The sequence below is a fragment of the Streptomyces sp. NPDC046727 genome, from assembly GCF_040645635.1.
Taxonomy (GTDB): domain Bacteria; phylum Actinomycetota; class Actinomycetes; order Streptomycetales; family Streptomycetaceae; genus Streptomyces.
This window is the reverse complement of sequence record NZ_JBEYYR010000016.1, coordinates 59,757-84,128: the sequence shown is the minus strand read 5'-3', so window position 1 is coordinate 84,128 and position 24,372 is coordinate 59,757. Positions and strand designations below refer to the sequence as shown.

The 24,372-nt window shown below is 72.6% G+C and carries 21 protein-coding genes; 6 read left to right on the top strand and 15 right to left on the bottom strand.

Annotation, left to right across the window (positions count from 1 at the left end; all coding sequences use genetic code 11):
• Positions 1-63: 63 nt before the first annotated feature.
• From ABZ937_RS21160 to ABZ937_RS21150, 3 genes are all read right to left on the bottom strand, one after another.
• Positions 64-534, bottom strand: a complete 471-nt coding sequence (locus ABZ937_RS21160; RefSeq protein WP_361693992.1) for a DUF5709 domain-containing protein — start codon at positions 532-534, stop codon at positions 64-66.
• A 429-nt stretch (positions 535-963) separates the two neighbouring features.
• The gene (locus tag ABZ937_RS21155; RefSeq protein ID WP_361693990.1) at positions 964-2,745 is read right to left on the bottom strand and encodes an ABC transporter ATP-binding protein; all 1,782 of its coding nucleotides are present in this window, start codon (positions 2,743-2,745) and stop codon (positions 964-966) included.
• A complete protein-coding gene (locus tag ABZ937_RS21150) occupies positions 2,742-4,547 on the bottom strand; it encodes an ABC transporter ATP-binding protein (RefSeq protein WP_361693988.1) in 1,806 nt (601 codons plus the stop codon). The genes ABZ937_RS21155 and ABZ937_RS21150 overlap by 4 nt, the downstream gene beginning before the upstream one ends.
• A gap of 249 nt (positions 4,548-4,796) precedes the next feature.
• On the opposite strand from ABZ937_RS21150, the gene ABZ937_RS21145 reads away from it, so the two are divergent.
• A complete protein-coding gene (locus tag ABZ937_RS21145; RefSeq protein ID WP_361693986.1) occupies positions 4,797-5,558 on the top strand; it encodes a L,D-transpeptidase family protein in 762 nt (253 codons plus the stop codon).
• A gap of 72 nt (positions 5,559-5,630) precedes the next feature.
• Here the strand turns inward: ABZ937_RS21145 and ABZ937_RS21140 are convergent, their stop codons facing one another.
• Entirely contained in the window at positions 5,631-7,586 is a 1,956-nt protein-coding gene (locus tag ABZ937_RS21140) for a peptidoglycan recognition family protein (RefSeq protein WP_361693984.1), read from the bottom strand.
• Positions 7,587-7,848: 262 nt separating this feature from the next.
• Complete coding sequence (locus ABZ937_RS21135; protein ID WP_361693982.1) at positions 7,849-9,384, bottom strand: M1 family metallopeptidase; 1,536 nt, start codon at positions 9,382-9,384, stop codon at positions 7,849-7,851.
• A 248-nt stretch (positions 9,385-9,632) separates the two neighbouring features.
• Between ABZ937_RS21135 and ABZ937_RS21130 the strand changes: the two genes are divergently transcribed.
• Positions 9,633-11,246, top strand: a complete 1,614-nt coding sequence (locus tag ABZ937_RS21130; RefSeq protein WP_361693980.1) for a peptide-N4-asparagine amidase — start codon at positions 9,633-9,635, stop codon at positions 11,244-11,246.
• A gap of 45 nt (positions 11,247-11,291) precedes the next feature.
• On the opposite strand, the gene ABZ937_RS21125 is transcribed toward ABZ937_RS21130, so the two are convergent.
• Entirely contained in the window at positions 11,292-11,744 is a 453-nt protein-coding gene (locus tag ABZ937_RS21125) for a MarR family transcriptional regulator (RefSeq protein ID WP_361693978.1), read from the bottom strand.
• Between the two features lie 114 nt (positions 11,745-11,858).
• Between ABZ937_RS21125 and ABZ937_RS21120 the strand changes: the two genes are divergently transcribed.
• Together ABZ937_RS21120 and mltG are read left to right on the top strand one after the other, a co-directional pair.
• Positions 11,859-13,661 carry an ABC transporter ATP-binding protein gene (locus ABZ937_RS21120; RefSeq protein ID WP_361693976.1) on the top strand — a complete coding sequence of 601 codons (1,803 nt, stop codon included), beginning with the start codon at positions 11,859-11,861 and terminating at the stop codon, positions 13,659-13,661.
• Between the two features lie 43 nt (positions 13,662-13,704).
• Positions 13,705-14,598, top strand: a complete 894-nt coding sequence (gene mltG / locus ABZ937_RS21115) for an endolytic transglycosylase MltG (protein WP_361693974.1) — start codon at positions 13,705-13,707, stop codon at positions 14,596-14,598.
• A gap of 12 nt (positions 14,599-14,610) precedes the next feature.
• Here the strand turns inward: mltG and ABZ937_RS21110 are convergent, their stop codons facing one another.
• From ABZ937_RS21110 to ABZ937_RS21085, 6 genes are all read right to left on the bottom strand, one after another.
• A complete protein-coding gene (locus tag ABZ937_RS21110) occupies positions 14,611-15,687 on the bottom strand; it encodes an NAD(P)-binding domain-containing protein (protein WP_361693972.1) in 1,077 nt (358 codons plus the stop codon).
• Positions 15,688-15,754: 67 nt separating this feature from the next.
• Positions 15,755-16,900, bottom strand: a complete 1,146-nt coding sequence (locus ABZ937_RS21105; RefSeq protein ID WP_361693970.1) for an LLM class flavin-dependent oxidoreductase — start codon at positions 16,898-16,900, stop codon at positions 15,755-15,757.
• A gap of 16 nt (positions 16,901-16,916) precedes the next feature.
• On the bottom strand, positions 16,917-17,930 hold the full coding sequence (locus tag ABZ937_RS21100) for an ABC transporter substrate-binding protein (RefSeq protein WP_361693968.1): 1,014 nt from the start codon (positions 17,928-17,930) through the stop codon (positions 16,917-16,919).
• A gap of 44 nt (positions 17,931-17,974) precedes the next feature.
• Entirely contained in the window at positions 17,975-18,712 is a 738-nt protein-coding gene (locus tag ABZ937_RS21095; RefSeq protein ID WP_361693966.1) for an ABC transporter ATP-binding protein, read from the bottom strand.
• Positions 18,685-19,584 carry an ABC transporter permease gene (locus ABZ937_RS21090; RefSeq protein ID WP_361693964.1) on the bottom strand — a complete coding sequence of 300 codons (900 nt, stop codon included), beginning with the start codon at positions 19,582-19,584 and terminating at the stop codon, positions 18,685-18,687. The genes ABZ937_RS21095 and ABZ937_RS21090 overlap by 28 nt, the downstream gene beginning before the upstream one ends.
• Positions 19,585-19,700: 116 nt before the next feature.
• Complete coding sequence (locus ABZ937_RS21085; protein WP_311737185.1) at positions 19,701-19,784, bottom strand: putative leader peptide; 84 nt, start codon at positions 19,782-19,784, stop codon at positions 19,701-19,703.
• 122 nt (positions 19,785-19,906) lie between these two features.
• On the opposite strand from ABZ937_RS21085, the gene ABZ937_RS21080 reads away from it, so the two are divergent.
• On the top strand, positions 19,907-20,329 hold the full coding sequence (locus tag ABZ937_RS21080; RefSeq protein WP_030775337.1) for a secondary thiamine-phosphate synthase enzyme YjbQ: 423 nt from the start codon (positions 19,907-19,909) through the stop codon (positions 20,327-20,329).
• 48 nt (positions 20,330-20,377) lie between these two features.
• Here ABZ937_RS21080 and ABZ937_RS21075 read toward each other — a convergent pair whose 3' ends face one another.
• Positions 20,378-21,175, bottom strand: coding sequence for a LuxR C-terminal-related transcriptional regulator (locus ABZ937_RS21075; RefSeq protein WP_361693962.1), 798 nt, complete (start codon positions 21,173-21,175; stop codon positions 20,378-20,380).
• Between the two features lie 237 nt (positions 21,176-21,412).
• On the bottom strand, positions 21,413-21,811 hold the full coding sequence (locus tag ABZ937_RS21070) for a DUF5997 family protein (RefSeq protein WP_361693960.1): 399 nt from the start codon (positions 21,809-21,811) through the stop codon (positions 21,413-21,415).
• An 84-nt stretch (positions 21,812-21,895) separates the two neighbouring features.
• Between ABZ937_RS21070 and ABZ937_RS21065 the strand changes: the two genes are divergently transcribed.
• Entirely contained in the window at positions 21,896-22,723 is an 828-nt protein-coding gene (locus ABZ937_RS21065; RefSeq protein WP_361693958.1) for a LysR family substrate-binding domain-containing protein, read from the top strand.
• Between the two features lie 66 nt (positions 22,724-22,789).
• Here the strand turns inward: ABZ937_RS21065 and ABZ937_RS21060 are convergent, their stop codons facing one another.
• Complete coding sequence (locus tag ABZ937_RS21060) at positions 22,790-24,289, bottom strand: MFS transporter (RefSeq protein WP_361693956.1); 1,500 nt, start codon at positions 24,287-24,289, stop codon at positions 22,790-22,792.
• Positions 24,290-24,372 lie beyond the last annotated feature (83 nt).

The following is a 24,372-nucleotide window of genomic DNA, read 5'->3' as shown; positions in this document are numbered from 1 at the left end:
TCCTCGTGCGGGGCGGTCGGGACGGGGACGTGCCAGGGGCCCCGCTCAGCCGAAGCGGGGGTCTCAGCCGGAGAGGGAGTCCTCGTCCACGATGTGCATCGCGGCCTCCTCGGCGGACGCGGCGGCACCGTCGATGCCGACGTCGGTGGCGACGAGGGCGGCCTCCTCGTCCTCGTGCGCGCCTTCGTCGGGGGCCACCAGCCGGCCGGAGCGGAAGTTGCCGACCTCGTTGTCCAGCAGCTCACCGTCCGTGCCGTCGCAGTCGCCGATGCCGTCGCCGTCGGGCGTGGTGAGGTCCGGTGTCTCCTCGGCGAGCCGCTGGTCGAGCGTTTCGCCCTCCTGGCGTTCGGACGCCGTCACGCCGGTGTGTTCGACCGCCCACGGCCGCTCGGGAGGGGACCAGCCGCGGTCGAGGGGATCGGCGACGCCGTCGAAATCCAGTGTGTCCTCGACGTCGAGCACCCCCGAGTCCTCCCGGATCTCCGAGGGATCGGGCTGGTAGACGTCGTCCCCCCAGCCGTCGGCGCTGTCCACGACTACCTCCAGGTGGTGAGGACGGCCGGATGCTGTCGCCCCAGCGGGCGGCTGGCCGTCTGCACGCACGGCACAGGGGTCACGCGCCGTGAACCGCGTGGTTCCCGGGCGCGCCCCGAACCGGTGCCGCTCTCCAGCCTTCCACCCCTGCTCGGCCCCGCGCAACGGCACGAGCCCCGGAGGGTGCGCACGCCCCTTCCCCGAAGCCGGGCGGCACCTCCCGGGAGCGGGCACGAGACGGGCCGCCGGTCGCGCGCGCATACGCCCGCGACCGCGGCGACGGGGGCGCTCTCCGCCTCGGCAGGGGCCCCTACGCCGGCGAGGCGGGCGTCCACCGACGCAGGCCCGGCCTCCACCGGCGCAAACAAGACCCCCACCACGACAGGACCCGATCCCTCCGCCACCCGCCCCGGTACCTCCGCCAGGCCCTCAGCCGTGCCAGGAGCGCCAGAGCGCCGCGTACGCGCCCTCCGCTGCGACCAGGTCGTCGTGGCTGCCCAGCTCGCTGATGCGGCCGTTCTCCACGACGGCGATCACGTCGGCGTCGTGGGCGGTGTGCAGACGGTGGGCGATGGCCACCACGGTGCGGCCGTCGAGCACCCGCGCAAGGGAGCGCTCCAGATGGCGGGCCGCGCGCGGGTCGAGCAGCGAGGTCGCCTCGTCCAGGACCAGGGTGTGCGGGTCGGCCAGCACCAGCCGGGCCAGTGCGATCTGCTGCGCCTGTGCCGGGGTCAGGGCCAGGCCGCCGGAGCCCACCTCGCTGTCCAGGCCGTCGTCCAGCGCCCGCGCCCACTCGTCCGCGTCGACGGCGCCCAGGGCCGCCCACAGCTCGGCGTCCGTGGCGCCGGTGCGGGCCAGCAGGAGGTTGTCGCGCAGGGAGCCCACGAAGACGTGGTGCTCCTGGTTGACGAGGGCGACGTGCGAGCGGACGCGTTCCGCGGGCATCCGGGACAGCTCCGCCCCGCCCAGGGTGATCCGGCCGTCCCGGGGAGCGTAGATCCCGGCGAGCAGCCGGCCCAGGGTGGACTTGCCCGCGCCGGAGGGACCGACCAGGGCGAGCCGGGTGCCCGGCGCGACCTCCAGGGAGACCTTGCGCAGCACGTCGACGCCCTCGCGGTAGCCGAAGTGCACCCGGTCGGCGTGCACGACCCGTCCGTCGGGGACCAGCGAGGCGTTCCCGGCGTCCGGCTCGATGTCCCGCACACCGACCAGGCGGGCCAGCGACACCTGGGCGACCTGCACCTCGTCGTACCAGCGGAGGATGAGGTTCACCGGGTCGACGAGCATCTGCGCGATGAGCGCGCCGGTGGTCAGCTGGCCCACTCCGATCCAGCCGTGCAGGACGAACACGCCGCCGACCATCAGGACCGAGCCGAGCACGAGGAGGTGGACGGCGTTGATGACCGGGAAGAGCACGGAGCGGAGCCAGAGGGTGTACCGCTCCCAGGCGACCCACTCCGAAATCCGTCGCTCCGACAGAGCCACGCGGCGGGCGCCGAGGCGGTGCGCCTCGATGGTGTGGCCGGCGTCCACGGTCTCGGCGAGCGCGGCGGCGACGGCGGCGTAGCCGGCGGACTCCGAGCGGTAGCCGGACGGCGCCCGCTTGAAGTACCAGCGGCAGCCGATCACCAGGACCGGCACGGCCAGCAGCACGGCGGCGGCCAGCGGCGGGGCGGTCACGACCAGCCCGCCGAGCAGCAGCAGGGCCCACACGACACCGATGGCCAGCTGGGGCACGGCCTCGCGCATGGCGTTGGCCAGGCGGTCGATGTCGGTGGTGATGCGGGAGAGCAGGTCGCCGGTGCCGGCCCGTTCCAGCACGCCCGGCGGCAGCCCGACGGACCGGACGAGGAAGTCCTCGCGCAGGTCGGCCAGCATCCGCTCGCCGAGCATCGCACCCCGCAGCCGCACCTGCCGGACGAACACGGCCTGCACGGCCAGCGCGAGCACGAACAGCCCGGCGGTCAGGCCCAGACGCAGCTCCTCGGCCCGGTCGGTCACCCGCTCGACCAGGCCGCCGAGCAGGTACGGGCCCACCATGGAGGCGACCACGGCCACCGTGTTGACGGCGATGAGCAGCAGGAAGGCCCGGCGGTGCCGGCGGAACAGTTCGGTGACGTAGGCGCGCACGGTCGCGGTGGCGCCGACGGGCAGGGTGGTGGCGGTCGTCGGGGCCGCCGGGTCGTACGCCGGTGGCGCAACGCCGATCATGCGCTCTCCTCGATCTCTTCCAGCTCCTGGAGCGCGTCCAGCAGCATTCCTTCGTCGGACGCGGCCAGTTCCTCGTCGGTCTCCCGGGTCACCACGGCGCGGTACCGCGGCTCGCTGTCGACCAGGTCGCGGTGCATGCCGACCGCCACGACCTCGCCCTCGTGCACCAGGGCGACCCGGTCCGCGCGGTCGAGCAGCAGCGGCGAGGAGGTGAACACGACCGTCGTCCGCCCCGACCGCAGCCGGCGCAGCCCGTCGGCGATCCGGGCCTCGGTGTGCGAGTCGACCGCGGAGGTCGGCTCGTCCAGCACCAGCACCTCCGGATCGGTGATCAGCGACCTGGCGAGGGCGAGCCGCTGGCGCTGGCCGCCGGACAGGGAGCGTCCGCGCTCGGTGATGCGGGCGTCCATCGGGTCGGCGGCGTCCAGCGAACCCTGTACGAGCGCGTCCAGCACGTCCGTGCACTGCGCTGCCGCCAGTGCGTCCGCGGCCCCGACGGCACCGGAGGCGGGCACGTCGAGCAGCTCGCGCAGCGTGCCGGACAGCAGTACCGGGTCCTTGTCCTGGACGAGGACGGCGGTCCGGGCGCTGTCGAGCGGGAGGTCGTCCAAGGGGACCCCGCCGAGCAGTACCGGCCGGCCCGGCTCCGCGGGGTGGCCGCCCAGCCGCTCGGCGAGCCGGCCCGCCGCGTCCGGGTCACCGCACACCACGGCGGTGAACCGGCCGGCGGGAGCGAGCAGACCGGTCGCCGGGTCGTACAGATCGCCGCCCGGTACTTCGGCCTCGCGGATGCCGTCGGTGGCCGTGGACCGCTCCAGCGACAGCACGCGTGCGGCGCGTTTGGCCGAGGGGCGGGAGAAGGAGTACGCCATGGCGATCTCCTCGAAGTGCCGCAGCGGGTAGTTGAGGACCATGACCGCGCTGTAGACGGTGACGAGTTCGCCGATCGTGATCCGGCCCTGGCGGGCCAGGTCGATGCCGTGCCAGACGACCGCGATCAGCAGCAGTCCGGGCAGCAGCACCTGGACGGCGGAGATCAGCGACCACATGCGGGCGCTGCGCACGGCGGCGTGCCGTACCTCCTGCGAGGCCCGGCGGTAGCGGTCGAGGAACAGCTCCTCGCCGCCGATGCCGCGCAGCACCCGCAGTCCGGCGACGGTGTCCGAGGCCAGCTCGGTGGCCCGGCCCGCCTTCTCGCGCTGCACATCGGCGCGGCGCGTCGCCCGGGGCAGCAGCGGCAGCACGGCGAGCGCCACGACGGGCAGGCCCACGGCGACGACCACGCCGAGCGCGGGCTGGTACACGAGCAGGCCGACGCAGACGACCACGACCGTCAGCGCGGCGGCGGTGAAGCGGGAGACGGCCTCGACGAACCAGCCGATCTTCTCCACGTCGCCGGTGGAGACGGAGACCACCTCACCGGCGGCCACCCGCCGGGTCAGGGCGGAGCCGAGCTGGGCGGCCTTGCGGGCCAGCAGCTGCTGGACGCGGGCGGCGGCGGTGATCCAGTTGGTGACGGCGGTCCGGTGCAGGAAGGTGTCGCCGACGGCGATACCCGTTCCGCACAGGAGCATCAGACCACCCGTCAGGGCGAGCCGGGTGCCGGAGCGGTCTATGGCCGCCTGCACGGCGAGACCGACGCAGAAGGGCAGGGCGGAGACGGAGACGAAGTGGAGCAGGCCCCAGGCGAGTGATTTCAGCTGCCCGCCCAGCTGGTTGCGCCAGAGCCACCACAGGAATCGGGGACCCGAGCGTGCGTCGGGCACGCCCGGATCGGGATACGGAAGGTCTTGAATCTGCATGACGTCCCAGTGGCTCGTGTCAGGGGAGGGGAAGGAGCGGGAAGCCGCGGTGAGCGGCAACGAGCCGTGAAAGGTTCGCGTTGCAGAGTGGTGAATTTCAAACAGTTTTTCTCGACGGCCCACGAAATCCGCGACTTCCGGCCAGGCCCCCTCGCCCCGTCCGTCAAGCGACGGGCAGTCGAGTCACCCGGAACGGTGACGGCCCGGAAGACCGCACCGTCGGCCGGTGCGCGATGACACGCTGGGCGCGTGCAGTTCGACAGGCGCGGGCCGGTCGCGGTGGCGGTGGCGGTCCTGGGCGCCCTCCTCGTGGCGCTCTCCTCCTGTGGCCCGGCCGCCCCCGGCCCCGCCCGCACGCGCGGCGCGCAGGGGGCCGACGGCAAGGCCGCGCGGACGCCCACCGTGTCGTCGGCCCCCACGGCCGACCCGACCCGCGTCCCGGGCGTCGGCGACCGCCTGCACCGACGGATCCCGGCCGACTCCGGCCAGGTCGTGGCCGTGTACGGCGCGGGCGAGGACTCGGCCGACGCCACGGTCGTGCTGTACACCCGGCAGGGCACGCACTGGCGCCCGGTGGGGAGTTGGCCCGCGCACAACGGGCGCCACGGCTGGACCACGGACCATCACGAGGGCGACCAGCGCACCCCGGTCGGGGTGTTCACCCTCACCGACGCGGGCGGTGTGCTGGCCGACCCGGGCACCCGGCTGCCGTACGACCGGGACGAGGGCGCCTACGCACCCCCGCACGAGTGGGACGAGGCGCACCAGCACGACTTCGACTACGTCATCGCCATCGACTACAACCGCCGCAAGGGCACCCCGCCGCGCGACGCCACCCGCCCCTGGGGTGCGGACAGGGGCGGCGGCATCTGGTTGCACATGGACCACGGCAGCGGCACCTCGGCCTGCGTCAGCGTCTCCAGGAGGGCCATGGAGTCCCTGCTGCGCACCCTGGACCCGGCTCGCCATCCGGTCGTGGTGATGGGGGACAGGGCGGCCCTGGGGGCCTAGCGACGGCTCGGTGCCGTAGCCCGTCCGGGCCGTGGCGGGTTCGCTCCCGTGCCCCCTGGCCGGTCCGTGGGGTCATTGCCCGGTCGGTTGAGCGGTCTCGCCCTGTGGTCCGGCAGCGGCGGCGGACGCGTCCACGATGTCCACGTCGCTCGCCCGGACGTAGGCGAGCCGGTGGCCGAACTGGATCTCGTAGTACCGTTCCCGGCCCCACACCACCGGGTTCGGCGTGTCGCTGAACGACTTGGCCGTGTAGGAGCTGCCGACACCGGCCTGCGTCACGTACCGCTGGCCCGCCAGGAAGCTGTACGGGAGCGGCGACTCGGTCGGCTCCTCCACGTCCTCCGGGTAGGCATCCTCCTCGGGGAGGGCCCGCCCGTACACCGGGATCTCGTCCAGTCCCTCCTTCGGCGTGACCATGCGTCCGGCCGCGCCGACGGCGGTCGGCTGCGTCCTGGGGTTCTTGAACCAGGCCTTCCGGCCCTGGTACCAGATCGCCGTCCAGTCGCCGCTGCGGTCGGCGACGGCGAAGGTCTGGCCGGTGGAGACGCGCGATCCCAGGTCGTTGACGTCCTCCGTGGAATCGTCACCCTCCGGCCTGCGGCCCGGGTCCTGGATCAGCGGGGAACGCTCGTCCGGTTCCGTGTACAGGCGGACGGCGCTGGAGCCGTGCGGCCGACAGAGTGCACCATGGCCGTTGCACCCGGTGAATCGCGGCGTGTTCTTGGCGTAGTCCGGCAGGATGGTCACCATGTCGCTGTCCGGTCCTGCGGTCGCCCGCAGCGGCGCGCCGAGGAGGTCGAAGTAGTGCCGCCAGTCCCAGAAGGGGCCCGGGTCGTCGTGCATGTCGGGGATGCTGTCGGCGGTCGGGGCCGGCACGTTGTCGTGGCCGAAGATGTGCTGCCGGTCGAGCGGGACGTCGTACTTCTTCGTCAGGTACCGCACCAGGCGCGCCGAGGCCCGGTACATCTGCTCCGTGTACCAGGTGCCGGGCTGCGCGAGGAATCCCTCGTGCTCGATGCCGATCGAGCGGGCGTTCACGAACTGGCTGCCGGAGTGCCAGGCTTCGTCCTTGGTCCTGACGTGCTGGGTGACGTGGCCGTCGCTGGAGCGGATCGAGTAGTGCCACGACGACTCCGTCGGGGTCTGCACCGTCTGGAACATGCTCGGCAGTTCCGCCTCGGTGTCGTGGATGACGATGTACTCGATCGGCTGGTCCCTGGGCCGGTCGCCCAGGTCGTGGTTGCCGTAGTCGGTGTCGCCGTCCTCGATCTCCACGTACGGCGCGCCGAGCCAGTCGCAGGCCAGTTCGGCGGGGCACTCGACCTCCTTCGGCCGCTGCGGGCCCTGCAGCCGGGTGGTGCGCTGGTGCGGCTGGAGGCCGGGGGTGGCAGGGAGGCTGACGTCCTGCCCTTCCGCGGTGGTGCGGTGCGCGCCCTTGCGGATCAGGGCGAAGACGTCGTCGGCGTAGGCCGCGGCTGACGTGACGTCACGGGTGCCCGGATAGTGCGCCACCGCCTCCCACCAGACCGCCGGATCGGCGCTGAGGGGCTTGCCGAGCTGTCGCTGAGTGGCCGCCAGAAGCGCGGCGCCGCCGCGTACGTTGGCGACGGCGTCCGTCCGGAGGCGTTCGGCCGGGGTATGGATCAGTCGTGCCGCGTGTTGCAGGTCCGCGGGCTGCACGGCGTGGCGGGCCGAGGGGCCCGCGGTGTCCGTGGTGAGCGCCCCCGCCGCTCCCGTGCGCGGCGCCGAGTGGCCGCCGTCCGGCTTCCGTGTGCCGGGTGCCCGGGCCCGGAGGCGCTCGGTGTCCACCAGGTGCATCGGTCCGTAGCCGCCCGCGACACTGGGTGCGCCGGGGTGGGAGTCCCAGCGTGTCTGCAGGTAGGACACGCTCATGAGCACACTGCGCGGCACCTGGAACTCGCGCGCGGCGTCGGTGAACGCCTCCTGCAGGCGCCGGTCCGCCGCCTCGTCGGCTCCGGACGTCGGGAGGATCAGCAGCGGCGGCAGCAGCGCCGCCCCCGCGATCACACAGGCCGTAAGGCGGCACCTCCGGATGGCCCCGGGGGTATGGGCAGAAACATTTCTTCTCATCGCAGAGGCTCTCCCAACCACGCTCGTTCGCAACCAGGACAAAGGAGTTGCCCGTCACGCCACCCCTCGTACGTTTCCGTGCCCGGCGCGCCGTGTCGTGGCGAACGTCACCGGGGTGGACCAGCGATCCCCCAGAGGCCACCCGGTCGGCGGCAGCGACTCCGCTGCCTGGGGCAACCACACAGGTCCAGGTGCGGACTCAGTCCTCGACCGGGTCCACCTGCCAGTCGGGGTGGCCCGGCATGGGCGGGGTGTGCGCGCCGTACAGCCACGGCGTCAGGAACGGTTTCAGGTCCTCCCCCGCGACCCTGGACGCGAGCGTGACGAAGTCCCGGGTGCCGGCCGCGCGGCCCCGGTAGGTGGTCACCCAGGCTCGCTCGATCCTGCCGAACGTCTCCTCGCCGACCTTCTCCCGCAGCGCGAACAGCACCAGTGCCGAGCCGTCGTAGCGCATCACCTTGAACAGCGTCGCCTCGGCCGGTTCGGCGGGCGCTCCTTCGTCGTGCCGCCACTGGTCGTGCTGCTCGTACGCCGCCCGCATCGCGGACTCCAGGCTCACGCCGCCGTGCTCGTCGGAGTACAGGCGTTCGTAGAAGCGGGCGTGACCCTCGCTCAGCCACAGGTCGGACCAGCGCCGGACGGCGACGCTGTCACCCGTCCAATGGTGGGTCAGTTCGTGGACGAGATTGCGTTCGGCGTCGACCTGGTCGCCCAGCAGGTCGTCCCGGGGTACGACGGAGAGCGACTGGGTCTCCAGCGCCACCGGCAGGTCGGTGTCCCCGACCAGCACACCGTAGCGGCGGAACGGGTACGGGCCGAGCCGCCGCTCCAGCCAGGCGAGGTGTTCCGGAGTGAGCGAGCGGTACGCCTCGGTGTCCGTGACCAGGCCGTCCGGCACCACGTCCCGCACGGGCAGTCCGCGCGGGCCCCTGCTGTCGACGAACGAGAACCTCCCGATGGCCATCTGGACCAGCTGGGCCGCGATGGGCTGTTCGGAGTCGTACGTCCACCGGGTGCGGCCGTCCGGCCGCCGGGCGGTGCCGACGAGCCGGCCGTTGGCCACAGCGCTGAGCCCCGGAGGGGTGGTGATCCGGAACGTGATCGGTGCCCGCAGGCTCGGATGGTCGTTCGCCGGGAAGATCATTCTGGCGCCGTCGGGCTGGGCGCAGACCACGGTGCCGTCGGAGGTGGGCACCCAGCCGTAGTCCTGGATCGCGTCGTCGCGGTGGCGTTCTTGCGTCGGGTCGGCGGTGTAGGCGACGCGGACGGTGAACGCGCTGCCGCGGGGGATCGGCTTCGCGGGGGTGACGACGAGTTCGTCGCCGTTACGTCGGGCGGCGGCCGGTGCGCCGTCGACGGTGACGCGGCGCAGCGCGTTGCCCGCGAAGTCGAGGTCGAAGCGGGACAGGGCCTGCGTGGCGGTGGCGCTGATGGTGGCGCCGGCCGCGAAGGGCGTCCGGGGTGCCTGCCAGTCGAAGTCGAGCGTGTAACGGCGGACGGTGTAGCCGCCGTTGCCGGCGAGGGGCATCAGGGGGTCGCCGATGCCCGGCGCTCCGGGGGAGGGGGCCGGCCCCGCCGAGGCGCCGGGGGCGGGGGTGACGTGGCCCGAGGGCGGGACTCCGCCGGTGAACAGGGCGTCACCGGTGAGCGCGACCGCTCCCGTGAGCGCGACGGCGCCGGTGGCGGCGAGGGCGAGCCTCGCGCGACCGGGCCGGCCGGTATGGCGGTGGCGCATGAGGCGCTTGGACGACGCCGTCACCGCAGGGGCCTGTGGGCGTCGCGAGGTCGGGGAGCCGGGTGCGTGGCCGTGGGCCCCGCTGCACTGCCGGCGGTCGTGATCTCCATGACGGCACTATGACAGCAAGATCCGCTTATATCACCAGATGTTCCTTCCTTGGGTGCCCGTGCGGTGACCGTCCTCATCGCGCCGATCTGCCCGAGGCGTCATTGCGGGGCGGCCCGTCTCCCCGTAGAACACCCGCCATGAGAAGACGGATAGTCATGTCCATGCTCGCGGGGGCGACCCTCCTGGTGAGCACGCTCTTCGGCACCGGATCCTCGACCGCCCAGGCCGCCGACGTGCCCGCCGAGTTCGGCACCGACTGGCACGATCCGGTGACCGCCGCCCCGCCCGTCGACCGGCCGCACACCCGCTCCTGCCAGGTCACCCTCGCCGACGCGCAGTTCCGCGACTTCACGCCCTACCGCGGCACGTACACGCCCCCCAAGGGCTGCGGCGACCGCTGGAGCAAGGTCGTCCTGCGCCTCGACGGCAAGGTGAAGGGCCGTCAGTACGACCGCCTCGGCTATCTGCACGTCGGCGGCGTCGAGATCCTGCGCACCTCCACCCCGGAGCCCTCGCCCGACGGCATCGAGTGGCACGTGGACAAGGACGTCACCCGCTACAGCGACACCTTCCGCGGCGACCGGGACGTCGAGATGCTGATCGGCAACGTGGTCGACGACACCTACACCGGTGTCATCGACGTCCACGTCACCCTGACCTTCTACGCGGGACGACCCGCGGAGGCCGCCGCTCCCGACCGTGTCCTCACGCTCGCCGACACGCCCGACGGCACGACGCTCACCACCCCGCGCAACAGCGAACGGATCGTCGCCGAGGTGTACGCGACGGGTTCGGGCGGCGGCTGCGAGGAGTTCTGGTACCTGACCGTGCCGGACCCGGCGTCGTACTCGTGCAAGGCCGACCGCGGCCCGTACCGTGAGGTGCAGGTCACCGTCGACGGCCGGCTCGCCGGCATCGCGGCGCCGTTCCCGAACGTGTGGACGGGCGGCTGGTCCAACCCCTTCCTCTGGTACGTCGTCCCGGCCCCGCGCGCCTTCGACGTGCGGCCCGTCGAGTACGACCTCACGCCCTTCGCCGGGCTCCTCAACGACGGCCGCCCGCACCGCGTCGAGGTGTCCGTCGCCGGCGTGCCCGCGGGGCAGTCGGGCTGGAGCACGCCGGTGAACGTCCTGGTCTGGCAGGACGCGCACCGCGCCCACGTCCCCGGCGCGCTCGTCGAGGACAGGGCGACCGACATCGCCAACGCCTCCACCTACACGCCCGGTCCGGAGAACCAGGTGCGCACCGAGGCCGGGCACCGGCTCACCGTCTCCGGATACCTGGACACCTCGCACGGGCGCGTCACCACCACCGTCACCCGCACGCTCGCCCACACCTCCGTCCACCGCTGGACCGACGGCGAGAACACGGACGGACTCGACGCGACCTGGACCGACGAGGAGGCGGTCGCCGTGGCCGGCCACGGCCCCGCGCGGACGACGCACACGCACCGGACGTACACCGTGAACGGCGCCACCACCGTCGGCCCGGACAACCGGCTGCGCACCGTGCTGACCCTCGGCGACCGGGCGTCCGTGCTGACGCGCGAGGCGGGCCGGCGCACCGCTTGGTCCCGGCTGGACGACACCTACAGCGGCGACGCCGCGTACACGATCAACGTCCCGCGTGACCAGCGGCACGCGGTCGGCACGTCGACCGAGCGCTACCGCCTCCTCGGCCCGGACGGCTGCTACGACCGTTCGCTGACCACGGTGCAGGGGCTGCTGACGGAGGATCGCAGGCGCTGCTGAGGCCGGCGGCGCGGGACGCGCCACCCGCGGCCTTTGCGGATCCGTTCAGCAGCGCTGGGCGCCGCCCTCCCCGTCGATCAGCGTGTCCAGCAGTACGCCGAGCACCTGGCGCTCCTTCTCCGTCAGGGGCGCCAGTATCTCCTCGGCCGCCGAGCGGCGGGCGCCGCGCAGCTCGTGCAGGGTCGCGCGCCCCTCGGCCGTCAGCTCGATCCGGGTCACGCGCCGGTTCACCGGGTCCGGTGCCCGCCGTACCTTGCCGCTCGCCTCCAGTCCGTCGACCAGCGTCGTCACCGCGCGCGGCACGACCTCCAGGCGCTCGGCGAGGTCGGCCATGCGCGGAGGTGAGGCGTAGTGCGCGAGCGTGCGCAGCAGCCGGGACTGGGCCGGCGTGACGCCCAGTTCCCGCTGCTCCAGATGGTGTTTCTGGATGCGGTGCACCCGGCGGGTGAGCCGTAGCAACTGCTCGGCGAGCAGGCCGTCGGGATCAGGGGTGGTCATGCGGGAACAATATCAGGATGCCGTTCATTGTGAGTATAGGTAACAATGAGCTACGATCCGTCAGGCATCGTCGGCCGTGCTCCGGCCGGCGCCCGTTCACCTCCGTAGGAGCCCATGCATCCCGACCGTGAACCTTCCTGGACCCCACCTGCCGACGCGGGCGAACAGCCCCGGCAGGTGCGCCGCATCCTGCGCCTCTTCCGTCCCTACCGCGGGCGGCTCGCGATCGTCGGCCTTCTCGTCGGCGCCTCGTCGCTGGTCTCGGTGGCCACCCCGTTCCTGCTGAAGGAGACGCTCGACGTCGCGATCCCGCAGGGCCGCACCGGCCTGCTGAGCCTGCTCGCGCTCGGCATGATCCTCAGTGCCGTGCTGGCCGGCGTCTTCGGTGTGCTGCAGACACTGATCTCGACCACCGTCGGCCAGCGGGTCATGCACGACCTGCGCACCGCGGTCTACGGCCGCCTGCAGCGCATGTCGCTCGCCTTCTTCACCCGCACCCGCACCGGCGAGGTGCAGTCCCGCATCGCCAACGACATCGGCGGCATGCAGGCCACCGTCACCTCCACCGCCACCTCCCTGGTCTCCAACGCCACCAGCGTGGTCGCCACGATCGTCGCGATGGTCGCCCTGGACTGGCGGCTGACGATCGTCTCGCTGATCCTGCTCCCGGTGTTCGTGTGGATCAGCCGCCGCGTCGGCAACGAACGCAAGAAGATCACCACCCAGCGGCAGAAGCAGATGGCCGCGATGGCGGCCACGGTCACCGAGTCGCTCTCGGTCAGCGGCATCCTGCTCGGCCGCACCATGGGCCGCTCCGACTCGCTGACCTCCTCCTTCGCCGCGGAGTCCGAGTGCCTGGTCGACCTGGAGGTCAGGTCGAACATGGCCGGGCGTTGGCGCATGGCCGTGATCACGATCGTCATGGCCGCGATGCCCGCCGTCATCTACTGGACCGCCGGCCTCGCCCTCCGCTTCGGCGGCCCCGAGGTCTCCCTCGGCACCATCGTCGCCTTCGTCTCGCTCCAGCAGGGCCTGTTCCGCCCGGCCGTGAGCCTGCTCGCCACCGGCGTCCAGATCCAGACCTCCCTGGCTCTCTTCCAGCGCATCTTCGAGTACCTGGACCTGCCGATCGACATCACCGAGCGCGAGCGGCCGGTCCGCCTCGACGTGATCAAGGGCGAAGTCCGCTTCGAGGACGTCGAGTTCCGGTACGACGACAAGGGCGGCCCCGTGCTCGACGGCGTGGATGTCACCGTGCCGGCCGGCGGCAGCCTCGCCGTCGTCGGCCCGACCGGCGCCGGCAAGTCCACGCTCGGGTATCTGGTGCCCCGCCTGTACGACGTCACCGGGGGGCGCGTCACGCTGGACGGGGTGGACGTCCGGGACCTCGACTTCGACACCCTCGCCCGCGCGGTCGGCGTGGTCTCGCAGGAGACGTACCTCTTCCACGCCTCGGTCGCCGACAACCTGCGCTTCGCCAAGCCGGACGCCACCGACGAAGAACTGCGCGCGGCGGCCGAGGCGGCGCAGATACACGACCACATAGCCGCGCTGCCCGACGGCTACGACACGATCGTCGGCGAACGCGGCCACCGCTTCTCCGGCGGCGAGAAGCAGCGCCTGGCGATAGCCCGCACCATTCTGCGCGACCCACCGGTCCTCATCCTGGACGAGGCGACCAGCGCGCTCGACACCCGCACGGAAGCCGCCGTCCAGGACGCCATCGACGCCCTGTCGGCCGACCGCACGACGATCACCATCGCCCACCGCCTGTCCACCGTCCGCGGTGCCGATCAGATCGTGGTGCTCGACTCCGGGCAGGTCGCAGAACGCGGCACGCACGAGGAACTGCTGGAGCGGGACGGCCGGTACGCGGCGCTGGTGCGCCGGGACGCGCAACTGCAACCGACAAGCTGAACATATGCCGGGTTTGTGAGGATATGCGTATTACCGTGCCCGCATGCAGATGAACACTCCGTCACGGAGAACGATCCGACTGACACGCCGGGGCAGATTCCTCGTCCTCCTGGCCGGCGCCGTCGTGGCCGGCACCGCCGTGGCGGTGCCGCTGCTGATGCTGGAGAGCGGTCGCGAGCAGGCGAAGCCCCCCATGCTGGTGATCCCGGAGGGCTGGCGCGCGAGCCAGGTCTACGCCGCGGTCGACAAGGCCCTGAAGCTGCCCCCGGGCAGCACCCTCAAATCGCTCGGCAAGACCGCCCTGAAACTGCCGGGCGAGGCCGCGGGCAACCCGGAGGGCTATCTCTTCCCGGCGACGTATCCCGTCCAGGAAGGGGCCACCCCCGAGTCCCTGCTGCAGCTCATGGTCGACACCGCCAACAGGAGATACACCGCCGCACCGGTCGCGGCCGGGGCGCAGCGCAGCGCCATGAACATCTACCAGGCCGTCACCATCGCCAGCATCGTCCAGGCCGAGGCCGCCACGAAGGCGGACATGGGCAAGGTCGCCCGGGTCGTCTTCAACCGGCTGGAGCGCGGGATGCCGCTGCAGATGGACTCCACCATCCACTACGCGCTGAACCGCACCACCCTCCACACCAGCCGGAGCGACACCCAGATCGACAGCCCGTACAACTCCTACCAGCGCACGGGTCTTCCGCCGACACCGATCGACAACCCCGGCGACGACGCGATGCACGCCGCTCTGAACCCGCCGCCGGGCGACTGGCTGTACTTCGTCACGGTCAAGCCCGGGGACACCCGCTTCACCTCGGACTACAACGCCCACCTGCGGAACGTGGCCGACTTCAACACCCTGCACCAGAGCGTGACGCCGGTCCGGTCCCCGAGCGGCAGCCCGACGGGTTCCCCGTCCTCCGCGCGGCCGGTCGCCTGAGCCGGCGGGGCGTCACGCGGCGACCGACTCCTCGGCCAGCAGCCGCCTGATGTCCCGGACGGCCGAGCGCCCGGCCCGGTTGGCCCCGATGGTGCTCGCCGAGGGGCCGTAGCCGACGAGGTGGATCCGTGGATCGGCGACCGCACGGGTGCCCTCCACCTGGATGCCGCCGCCCGGCTCGCGCAGCCGCAGCGGGGCGAGATGGTCGAGCGCGGCCCGGAAACCGGTCGCCCACAGGATCACGTCGGCGGCCACCCGCCGGCCGTCCCGCCACTCCACGCCGTCCGGGGTGATCCGGTCGAACATCGGCTGCCGGTCCAGGACCCCGTCCGAGAGACCCTGCCGGACGGCGTCGTTCAGGGGCAGCCCGGTGACCGAGACCACACTGCGCGGCGGCAGCCCCTGCCGCACCCGTTCCTCCACCAGCGCGACGGCCGCTCGGCCCGCCTCCTGGTCGAACGGCCCCTCGCGGAAGACCGGGGGCCGCCGGGTGACCCAGGTGGTCGCGGCGGCGTACCGCGCGATCTCCAGCAGATGCTGGGTGCCCGAGGCGCCACCGCCCACGACCACCACCCGCTGCCCGGCGAACTCCTCGGGTCCGGCGTACTGCGCGGTGTGCAACTGCCGTCCCTGGAAGGTCTCCTGGCCCGGGTACCGCGGCCAGAACGGCCGGTCCCAGGTGCCGGTCGCGTTGATCAGCGCCCGCGTCGACCAGGTGCCGTCCGACGTCTCCACGAGCAGCCGCCCTCCGGTGCCCTCGCGCACCGCACGCACATCCACCGGCCGCCGTACCCGCAGGTCGAAGGTGCGCTCGTACCGCTCGAAGTACTCCGCGACGACCTCGGCCGAGGGCCGTGCCGGGTCGGCGTCCGTCAGCTCCATGCCGGGCAGCGCGTGCATCCCGTGCACCTTGCCGAACGTCAGCGAAGGCCACCGGAACTGCCAGGCACCGCCCGGCCCGGGGGCGTGGTCGACGACCACGAAGTCGCGGTCCGGCTCGAAGCCGGTGCGCCGCAGGTGATAGGCGGCGGCCAGACCGGCCTGACCCGCGCCGATGACGACGACCTCGACCTCGCGTGCTTCGTTCACGCCTTCCCCAACAGGGAGCCGTGCGCGGATCTTCCCGGCTGCTCGGCGCCGTGATTCCGCCGGCTGCTCAGCGCCCGCTCGCCGCGAGCAGCGGCGCGCCGCCCGCGGTGACCGGCCGCTCCAGCAGCCCGCGCGCCGCCAGCTCGGGGATCACCCCCTCCCCGAACCAGTACGCCTCCTCCAGGTGCGGATATCCGGAGAGCACGAAGTGCTCGATGCCGAGGGCGTGGTACTCCTCGATCCGGTCGGCGACCTCGGCATGGCTGCCGACCAGCGCGGTACCCGCGCCGCCCCGCACCAGACCCACCCCTGCCCACAGGTTCGGGTGGATCTCCAGCCGGTCCCCGGAGCCGCCGTGCAGTGCCAGCATCCGCCGCTGGCCCACCGACTCGCTCCTGCCGAGGGCGGCCTGCGCGGCGGCGATCGTCTCGGCGTCCAGGTCGTCGAGCAGCCGGTTCGCCGTCGCCCACGCCTCGGCGGCGGAGTCCCGGGAGATGGTGTGCAGCCGGATGCCGAAGCGGACCGTGCGGCCCTCGCGCTCGGCCAGCGACCGGATCCAGTCGGTCTTCTCCTTCACCTGGGCCGGGGGTTCGCCCCAGGTCAGGTACACATCCGCGTGCCGTGCCGCCACCGGCCCGGCGGCCGGCGAGGAGCCACCGAAGAACAGCTGCGGCACCGGGTCGGGCGGCAGCACGGTCAGTCCGCCCTCGACCCGGTAGTGCGCGCCCCGGAAGTCGTACGGCTCCCCGCGCCACACTCCGCGGACGACCGACAGGAACTCGTCGGTGCGCGCGTACCGCTGGTCGTGGTCCAGGTGGTCGCCGAAGCGCCGCTGCTCGGCCGAGTCGCCGCCGGTCACCACGTTCAGCAGCAGCCGGCCCCGGGTCACCCGTTGAAAGGTGGCGGCCATCTGCGCGGCCAGCGTCGGCGAGAGCAGCCCCGGCCGGAACGCCACCAGGAACTTCAGCCGCTCGGTGTGCTGGGCGAGTGCGGCCGTGGTCAGCCAGGCGTCCTCGCACCATGTGCCGGTGGGTGTCAGCACCGCCTCGAAGCCCAGCTGCTCGGCGGCCTTGGCGATCTGCGCCAGGTACTCGATGTCCGGGGCGCGCACCCCCGCGGCCCTGCCGGAGTCCGGCGGGCCGTAGGCGTGCCGGTCCACCAGAGTGCGGCCGTCGCCGCCGGTCGGCAGGAACCAGTGCAGTCGTACGGTCATACCGGCGTCTCCTTCCTCAGCCCTTGGCCGGGGTGGTCGACGGCGGCAGGCCGCCGTTGTACCGCGGGTCCACGAAGTCGGCGAAGTCCACCTTCCGCGGAATCAGCTTCAACTTGGTGAACGCGTCGGCGATCTGCTGCTCGGAGGCGATGAGCGGCTTGTCGACGGCGACCGCGACACGGGTCGAGTTCGTGCGCTTCACGGACGCCAGCGCCACCTCGTACGGCAGCCCGGTGTCCTTCGCCCACACCTTGGCCCACTCCTCCTGGTGGTCGGACACCCAGGCCGTGGCCCGCCGCAGCCGCGCCAGGTAGTCCTTGATGGCGGCGGCCTTCTTGGGGTCCTTCAGCGCGGCGGGCGCGGCGACCTGGAAGGAGAGGCCGTTGGTGATGCCGTCGCCGGTGGTGAGCACCCGGCCCTGCCTGGCCTGGAGGATCTGCGAGGTGTACGGGTCCCAGACCGCCCACGCGTCGACCTTGCCGGACGTGAACGCGGCGAGCGCGTCGGCCGGCTGCAGGTACTTGACCTCGACGTCGGACAGGCTCAGCCCGGCCGCCTTGAGCGAGGCGACCAGCTGGTAGTGCGCGGACGAACCCTGCGCGACCGCGACGGACCTGCCCTTGAGCTGCTGCGGCCTGGTCAGCCCGGAGCCGTTCGGCACGAGGATGGTGTCGCCCTTGGAGGTGCCGTGCCAGGCGGCGACGACGGAGATCTTCGAGCCGGCGCCGGCCGCGAAGACGGGCGGGGTGTTGCCGACACCGCCTATGTCGACGGCCTTCGCGTTCACCGCCTCCAGCAGCGGCGGGCCGGAGGTGAAGGTCGACCACTTGATCTTGTAGTCCAGGTTCTTCAGCTCTCCGGCGGCGCGCAGGATGGCCTCCGAACCGCCCTTCTGGTCACCGACCTCGAGGGTGACGGAGCCCTTTCCGTCGATGTCGCCGCCGGCGCCGGCGGACGCGTTCCCGCCGCAGGCGGTGAGCAGGAGCGCGAAGGGGAGGAGCAGCGCGGCGGGGACGAGTCGTCGTGACATGGCGGTTCCGTTCGTGTGCGGGAGCTTCGGGGCTTCGAGGGGGTTCATGCGGCTTCGGCGGCGGTGTCCACGCCGAGCCGTTCGAGCAGCCGGCCGCGGAGCGCGGCGAACCGGGGGTCGGTGATCTCGCGGGGCCGGTCCAGGTCGATGCGCTGCTCGTGGGCGATCCGGCCGCCGTCCATCACCAGGACGCGGTCGGCGAGCAGCACCGCCTCCTCGACGTCGTGCGTGACCAGCAGCACCGCGCAGCCCCGGCGCCGCCACAACTCCCCGACCAGACGCTGGGCCTTGATCCGGGTGAGGGCGTCGAGGGCGCCGAACGGCTCGTCGAGCAGCAGCAGATCGGGTTCGCGGACCAGCGCGCGGGCGAGGGAGGCGCGCTGGGCCTCGCCCCCGGAGAGGGTCTTCGGCCAGGCGTCGACGCGGTGACCGAGACCGACCTCGTCCAACGCCCGCTCGGCGTCGGTGCGTTCGGGCCTGCCGGGCAGTCCGAGCAGGACGTTGCGCCACACCTTCTTCCAGGGCATGAGCCGGGGCGCCTGGAAAGCGACGGCCCGGCGGCGCGGGACCAGGACCGTGCCCTCGATGTCCCGGTCCAGGCCCGCCAGGATCCGCAGCAGAGTCGACTTGCCGCAGCCGCTGCGGCCGAGCAGGGCGACGAACTCGCCGGGCGCGATGTCGAGTCGGAGGTCGTCGATGACCGCGCGGCCGTCGAAGGAGCGGGTCAGCCCCTCGACACGGACCGCCTGTCCGGTCACCGGCCGGTGAACGTCGGTCGCCATTGCAGCAGCAGCCTTTCGAGGGAGCGGACGATGAAATCGGCGAGCAGGCCGAGGAAGGCGTAGACGATCAGGCAGACCACGATCACGTCGGTCCGCAGGAAGTCCCGCGCCTGCACCATCAGGAAGCCGATGCCGGCGTCGGCGTTGACCTGCTCGGCGAAGACGAGCGCGAGCCAGGCGATGCCGAGCGAGTAGCGCAGCCCGGTCAGCGCCCCGGGCAGCGCGCCCGGCAGCACCACATGCCGTACCAGCCCCCAGCGGGACAGCCCCAACGACTCACCGGCCTCGATGAGCTGGGCGTCCACGCCGCGGATGCCGGCGTAGACGTTGAGGTAGAGCGGGAAGGTCACACCGAGCGTGATGATCGCGATCTTCGGGGTCTCGCCGATCCCGAACCAGATGATGAACAGCGGGATGAGACCGACGAACGGCACCGTCCGCAGCATCTGCACCGGGGCGTCCACCAGGTCCTCGCCGATCCGGAACAGCCCCGAGAGCAGGGCGAGTCCGGTGCCGACCACGGTGCCGAACAGCAGCCCGAACGCGACCCGCTGGAGCGAGGTCGCCATGGCCGACGGCAGCGAACCGTCGCCGACCAGATCCCAGCCGACCTGCGCGATCCGGCCCGGTGAGGCGAGCACGTCCGCCGCCAACAGCCCTGTCCCGCTGAGGAGTTGCCACAGGGCCAGCAACAGGAGCGGGCCGGTGGTGCGGCGCAGCCAGCGGGGGACCCGGGCGCGACGGGCGGAGGCGGGGACGACGGGCTGGAGGTCGGGGGACGCGTGTCCGGGCGAAAGCGCACCAGGGGCATTCTTGGATATGTAGGAAATATCCGGTTCTGGGGAATGGGGTGAGGCGTGGCTGATGCTCATGAATGCTCCACGGGGAGAAGAGCAGGGAGGGGGGAAGGCGGATCAGCGCCGCTGTGCGATGCCTGCGGACAGGCCGGCAGAGCCCGCGTAAAGAGAAGAAAGGGAGAGAAAGGGCGTCAGCAGCCGCGGCGACACGCGGCGGAGGTCACCCGCAGCAGGTCGATGTGACCGCGCGTGGTGAGCAGGGCTGAACGCAACATGCGGCTGAACGTAGCCAGATGGGCGCGTGCAGGTCAACGGTGTCTCGTCTGGTGGACCTTGCGTATCAGAATTCGTGGGTGCGGCGGTGTGTGGAATCCGGCGTATGGGCGAGGATGGGGGCATGTCCGATGCCTTCACCACGCGCATGCTGCACGTCTCCACCGGAACCCGGGAACGCGTCGTCGACCTCACCGCCGACTGTGAGGAGTTCCTGCGGGAGGCGGCGGCCGGCCGGGACGGCCTGCTCAACATCTTCGTCCCGCACGCCACCGCCGGAATCGCCGTCATCGAGACGGGCGCCGGCAGCGACGACGACCTCCTCGCCGCCCTGCACACGCTGCTCCCCGCCGACGACCGCTGGCAGCACCGGCACGGCAGCCCCGGCCACGGCCGCGACCACGTCCTGCCCGCCATCGTCCCGCCGCACGCGACGCTCCCGGTGATCGGCGGACGCCTGGAACTCGGCACCTGGCAGTCGGTGTGCCTGGTGGACACCAACAAGGACAACCCCGACCGCCGGGTACGGCTGAGCTTCCTCGGCTGAGCTTCCCCGGCTGGGTTCGCCCGGCTGAGTCTCCTCGGCCGGGTTTCCTCAGGCCCCGGCCCGGCCGGGCGTCGGCACCAGGCCCAGGCGCTGGGCGCGCAGCACCGTACCGACCCGGTCGCGGGTGCCCAGCTTGCGGTAGATGTTCTCGATGTGCTTGTGCACCGTACGGACCGAGATGCCGAGGCGGCGGCCGATGGCGTCGGCGGTGAGCGCGTCGGTGAGGAGCAGCAGGACGGCGGTCTCGCGCGGGGTGAGCGCGCGGTCCGCCGCCCGCTGGTCCGGCGCGCCGGCCGGACCGAGCGCCCGCCGCCACTCGTCCAGCAACTGCCGCTGCCGCTCGACCGCCACCAGCAGCGGCTGTGTGCGCTCGGCCGCGACCAGGTGGTCGTCGGTGAAGTCCGTGCCGGCGCGGTAGACGAGGCACCCGGTGATCGGGGCCGTGCTCCGCGGGAGCGGCACGCCCAGCACATGGTCGACGCCCAGGACCTCGCCGAGCAGGCGTGCCGTCCGGCTGTCGGGCCAGGTGCGGCCCACGACCCGCTGTGCGGTGACCGGCGTCCGGTCGGTACCGGCCGCGTAGTGGCCGGCGAGGGGGTAGCCCGCCCGCAGCAGGCCCAGGTCCGCGTCCCCGAGCCGGGCCAGCTCCATGGCGGCGGCGTCGGGCACCGAGCCGATCGTGCCCCTGCTCTCGCTCCAGTCATCCAGCTTGTGGATGACCGTCTCACCACCGCACACGTCCGCCAGCGTGCCGGCCAGCATCGGCCACAGCCGCGCGGGTTCCCGTTCGTGCAGCGCCGCCACGGCGACGGCCGTCATGCGTTCGTAGGCCTTGTCCAGCCGCACGGGTTCCTCCGGTTGCCTTGCGTACCCGTACCCGCTTCTCCCCGTCGGCGTACGTACTTGTACGCATTCCCGTGCCGTCCCCGGCCGTCGCACACTTCAACCGGCGACACCGGCCCGCTCGGACGCGTCGCGCCCGAGGGGCCGCCGGCACGGGGGAACGGCGGCCCGTCCGGTGTCGCCACGACAACCGACGACGCCCCCCGGCGGAGCCGGAGGGCGTCGGGACGAGCGGAAGGGTCAGCCGCGCTCGGCGCCGCTCTCCTTCTCCTTCTTCAGCTTCTTGAGCCGCGCGCCCTCCTTGCGGACCTCGGCCTGGGTGGCGCGCTCCTTCTCCAGCCACTCGGGCTGCTCCTGCTTGAGCGCCTCGATCTGCTCGGTGGTCAGCGGCTCGGTGACCCCGCCCCGGGCGAGGCCCGCGATGGAGACACCCAGCTTGGCGGCGACCACCGGGCGGGGGTGGGGACCGTTGAGTCGCAGCTCGCGCAGCCACTCCGGCGGGTTGGCCTGCAGCTCGTTCAGCTCGGCACGCGAAACCGCACCCTCCTGGAAGGAGGCGGGGGTGGCGGGGAGGTACACGCCCAGCTTCTTCGCCGCGGTAGCGGGCTTCATCATCTGGGTGCTCTGCTGCGACTTCATGGTGTCAAGGGTATCGGTCGCATGCGGGGGCGCCGACCACGGCCGGTGACGGAGGGGCCCGGCGGCTGCCGGTAATCTGGCCTGGTGACAGGCTCGGAGGAATCACCGTCGTTCCGGCTCGCGTACGTTCCCGGGGTGACGCCCGCCAAGTGGGTGAAGACCTGGAACGAGCGCCTGCCCGGTATCCCGCTCACCCTCGTCCAGGTCCCGGCCGCCGAGGCGCCCGAGGTGCTGCGCGCGGGCGCTGCCGACGCGGGCCTCGTCCGGCTGCCGGTCGACCGGACGTTCTTCAGCGCGATCCCGCTGTACACCGAGACCACCGTGGTCGTCGTGCCCAAGGACCACCTGATCACGGCCGCGGACGAGGTGACCCTGGCCGACCTGGCCGAAGAGGTCCTCTTCCATCCCCTGGACGACGTCTTCGACTGGGACGCCCCGCCGGGCGAACCGGCCTTCGAGCGGCCCGCCACGACCCCGGACGCCATCGAGCTGGTGGCGGCGAACGTCGGCCTCCTGATGGTCCCGCAGTCCCTGGCCCGGCTGTACCACCGCCGGGACCTCACCTACCGTCCGGTCGTCGACGCGCCGCGGTCGAGCGTCGCCCTGTCCTGGCCGGAGGAGGCCACCACCGACCTGGTGGAGGACTTCATCGGCATCGTCCGCGGGCGCACGGTCAACAGCACCCGGGGCCGTACGCCGGCGAAGCCCACCGCCGACGAGAAGCGCGACCGCGCCGGTCAGAGCGGCACCCGGCAGACCCCGGCGGCGAAGTCCCAGGCCAAGTCGCAGCCCAAGTCATCGGCGAAATCGTCGGGCAAGCCGTCCGCGAAGTCGGGGGGCCGCACGGCACGTGCCCGGACGGGCGGTGCCAAGCCGGCAGCCAAGCGAGGGAAGCCGCGCCGGCGGTCGTGAGGCGAGAGCCCGGCCGGTGCACCCGGCACCGCGCCTCTCTCCCGCTCACCCCGTGTGCCCGCTTCTTCAGGAGTCGGGCAGGAGCTTCTCCTCGGGGCCGCTGTCTGCCGCACCCCGCCCGACCGTCTCCCCGGCCTTCTCCGGTTCGGGATTCACCTGGCGTTCCCGCAGGTCGGCGACCGCCAGCACGAGTGCGATCACGATGATCCCCAGGGCGGTGAGCAGTCCTAGCTGCAACGCCGTACCGGTGCGGCCGTGGTTGGCGAGGTGGGCGAAGTACACCGCGCCCACGACCGCGATCCCGGCCGCCGAGCCGACCCGCTGGCCCGTCTGCAGGACGCCCCCGGCCGCGCCCGCACGGTGTACGGGGACACGGGTGAGGGTGAGGGTGGTGTTCGGGGAGACCGTCAGGCCGGATCCGATGCCTCCGATGAGCAGCGGCAGCGCCGACGCCCAGCCCACGCCCCGCCCGGGCACCAGCTCCACCGCGGCCACCACCCCGAGCACCCCGAACGCGACCCCGGCCAGGCCCCAGACGACCACCTTGCGGCCGTACCGCACCACCAGCCGCCCTCCGGCGGCGGCCCCGACCGCCGAGGCCGCCGCGAACGGCAGCACCGTGAGACCCGACGCCAGCGCGCTGTATCCCACGCCGTTCTGCAGGTACATGGCGTAGAGGAAGAAGACGGTGGTGAAGCCCGCGAAGTACATGAGGCTGATCAGGGCGCCGAGCGTGAAGGAGCGCAGGGAGAACAGCGCCAGGTCCACCAGCGGGGCGCGCCCGCGCAGCCCCTGCCGTTTCTCCCACGCCCAGAACGCGCCCAGCAGCACGAGGGCCACCGGCATCAGCGCCCACTTCTCCCGTCCGGTCCACTGCTGCTCCTGCACCAGCGGCAGCATGAGCGCGAGCACGCCGGAGCCGAGGAGCAGCACCCCGAACAGGTCGAACTCTTTGTGCCTGTCCGCCGCCGGGAGGCGGGGCAGCAGCCGGAGCCCCGCTGCGAAGGCGGCCACCCCGATCGGCAGATTGACGAAGAACACCCAGCGCCAGCCGTCTGGGGTGCCGCCGGCGTCGATCAGCAGACCGCCCGCCAGGGGGCCGGCCGCCGTCGACACCCCGATGACCGTGCCGAGCACACCGAAGGCCTTGGCCCGCTCGTCGCCGTGGAACATCTGCTGGATCAGCCCCGAGGTCTGCGGCGCGACCATGCCCGCCGCCGTGCCCTGGATCAGCCGGAACACCACCAGCCAGGCGGGGCTGGGCGCGAGCCCGCACGCCAACGAGGCCACCGTGAACAGGGCGAGCCCGATCAGGAAGGCCTGGCGCCGTCCGCGCATGTCGCCCAGCCGGCCCGCCGGGACCAGCGCGAGCCCGAAGGTGAGGGCGTACCCGGAGACCACCCATGACTGGGTCGCCGCCGAAGCCCCCAGCCCGCGCTCCAACGAGGGCAGCGCCACGTTCACGATCGAGGTGTCGAGCAGTGAGATGAAGCCCGCGGCCAGACAGACCCCGAGCGCCTTCCACCGCCGGTCGTCGGGGGCGGGCCGGGCTTGGACTGTGGTCATGGGGTCACGCTATGCAGCAGTCACCTGATGTGCACGCGGAACCACCGTGCGTCACCCCGGAACGGCTCCATGGTCGCCCCAGG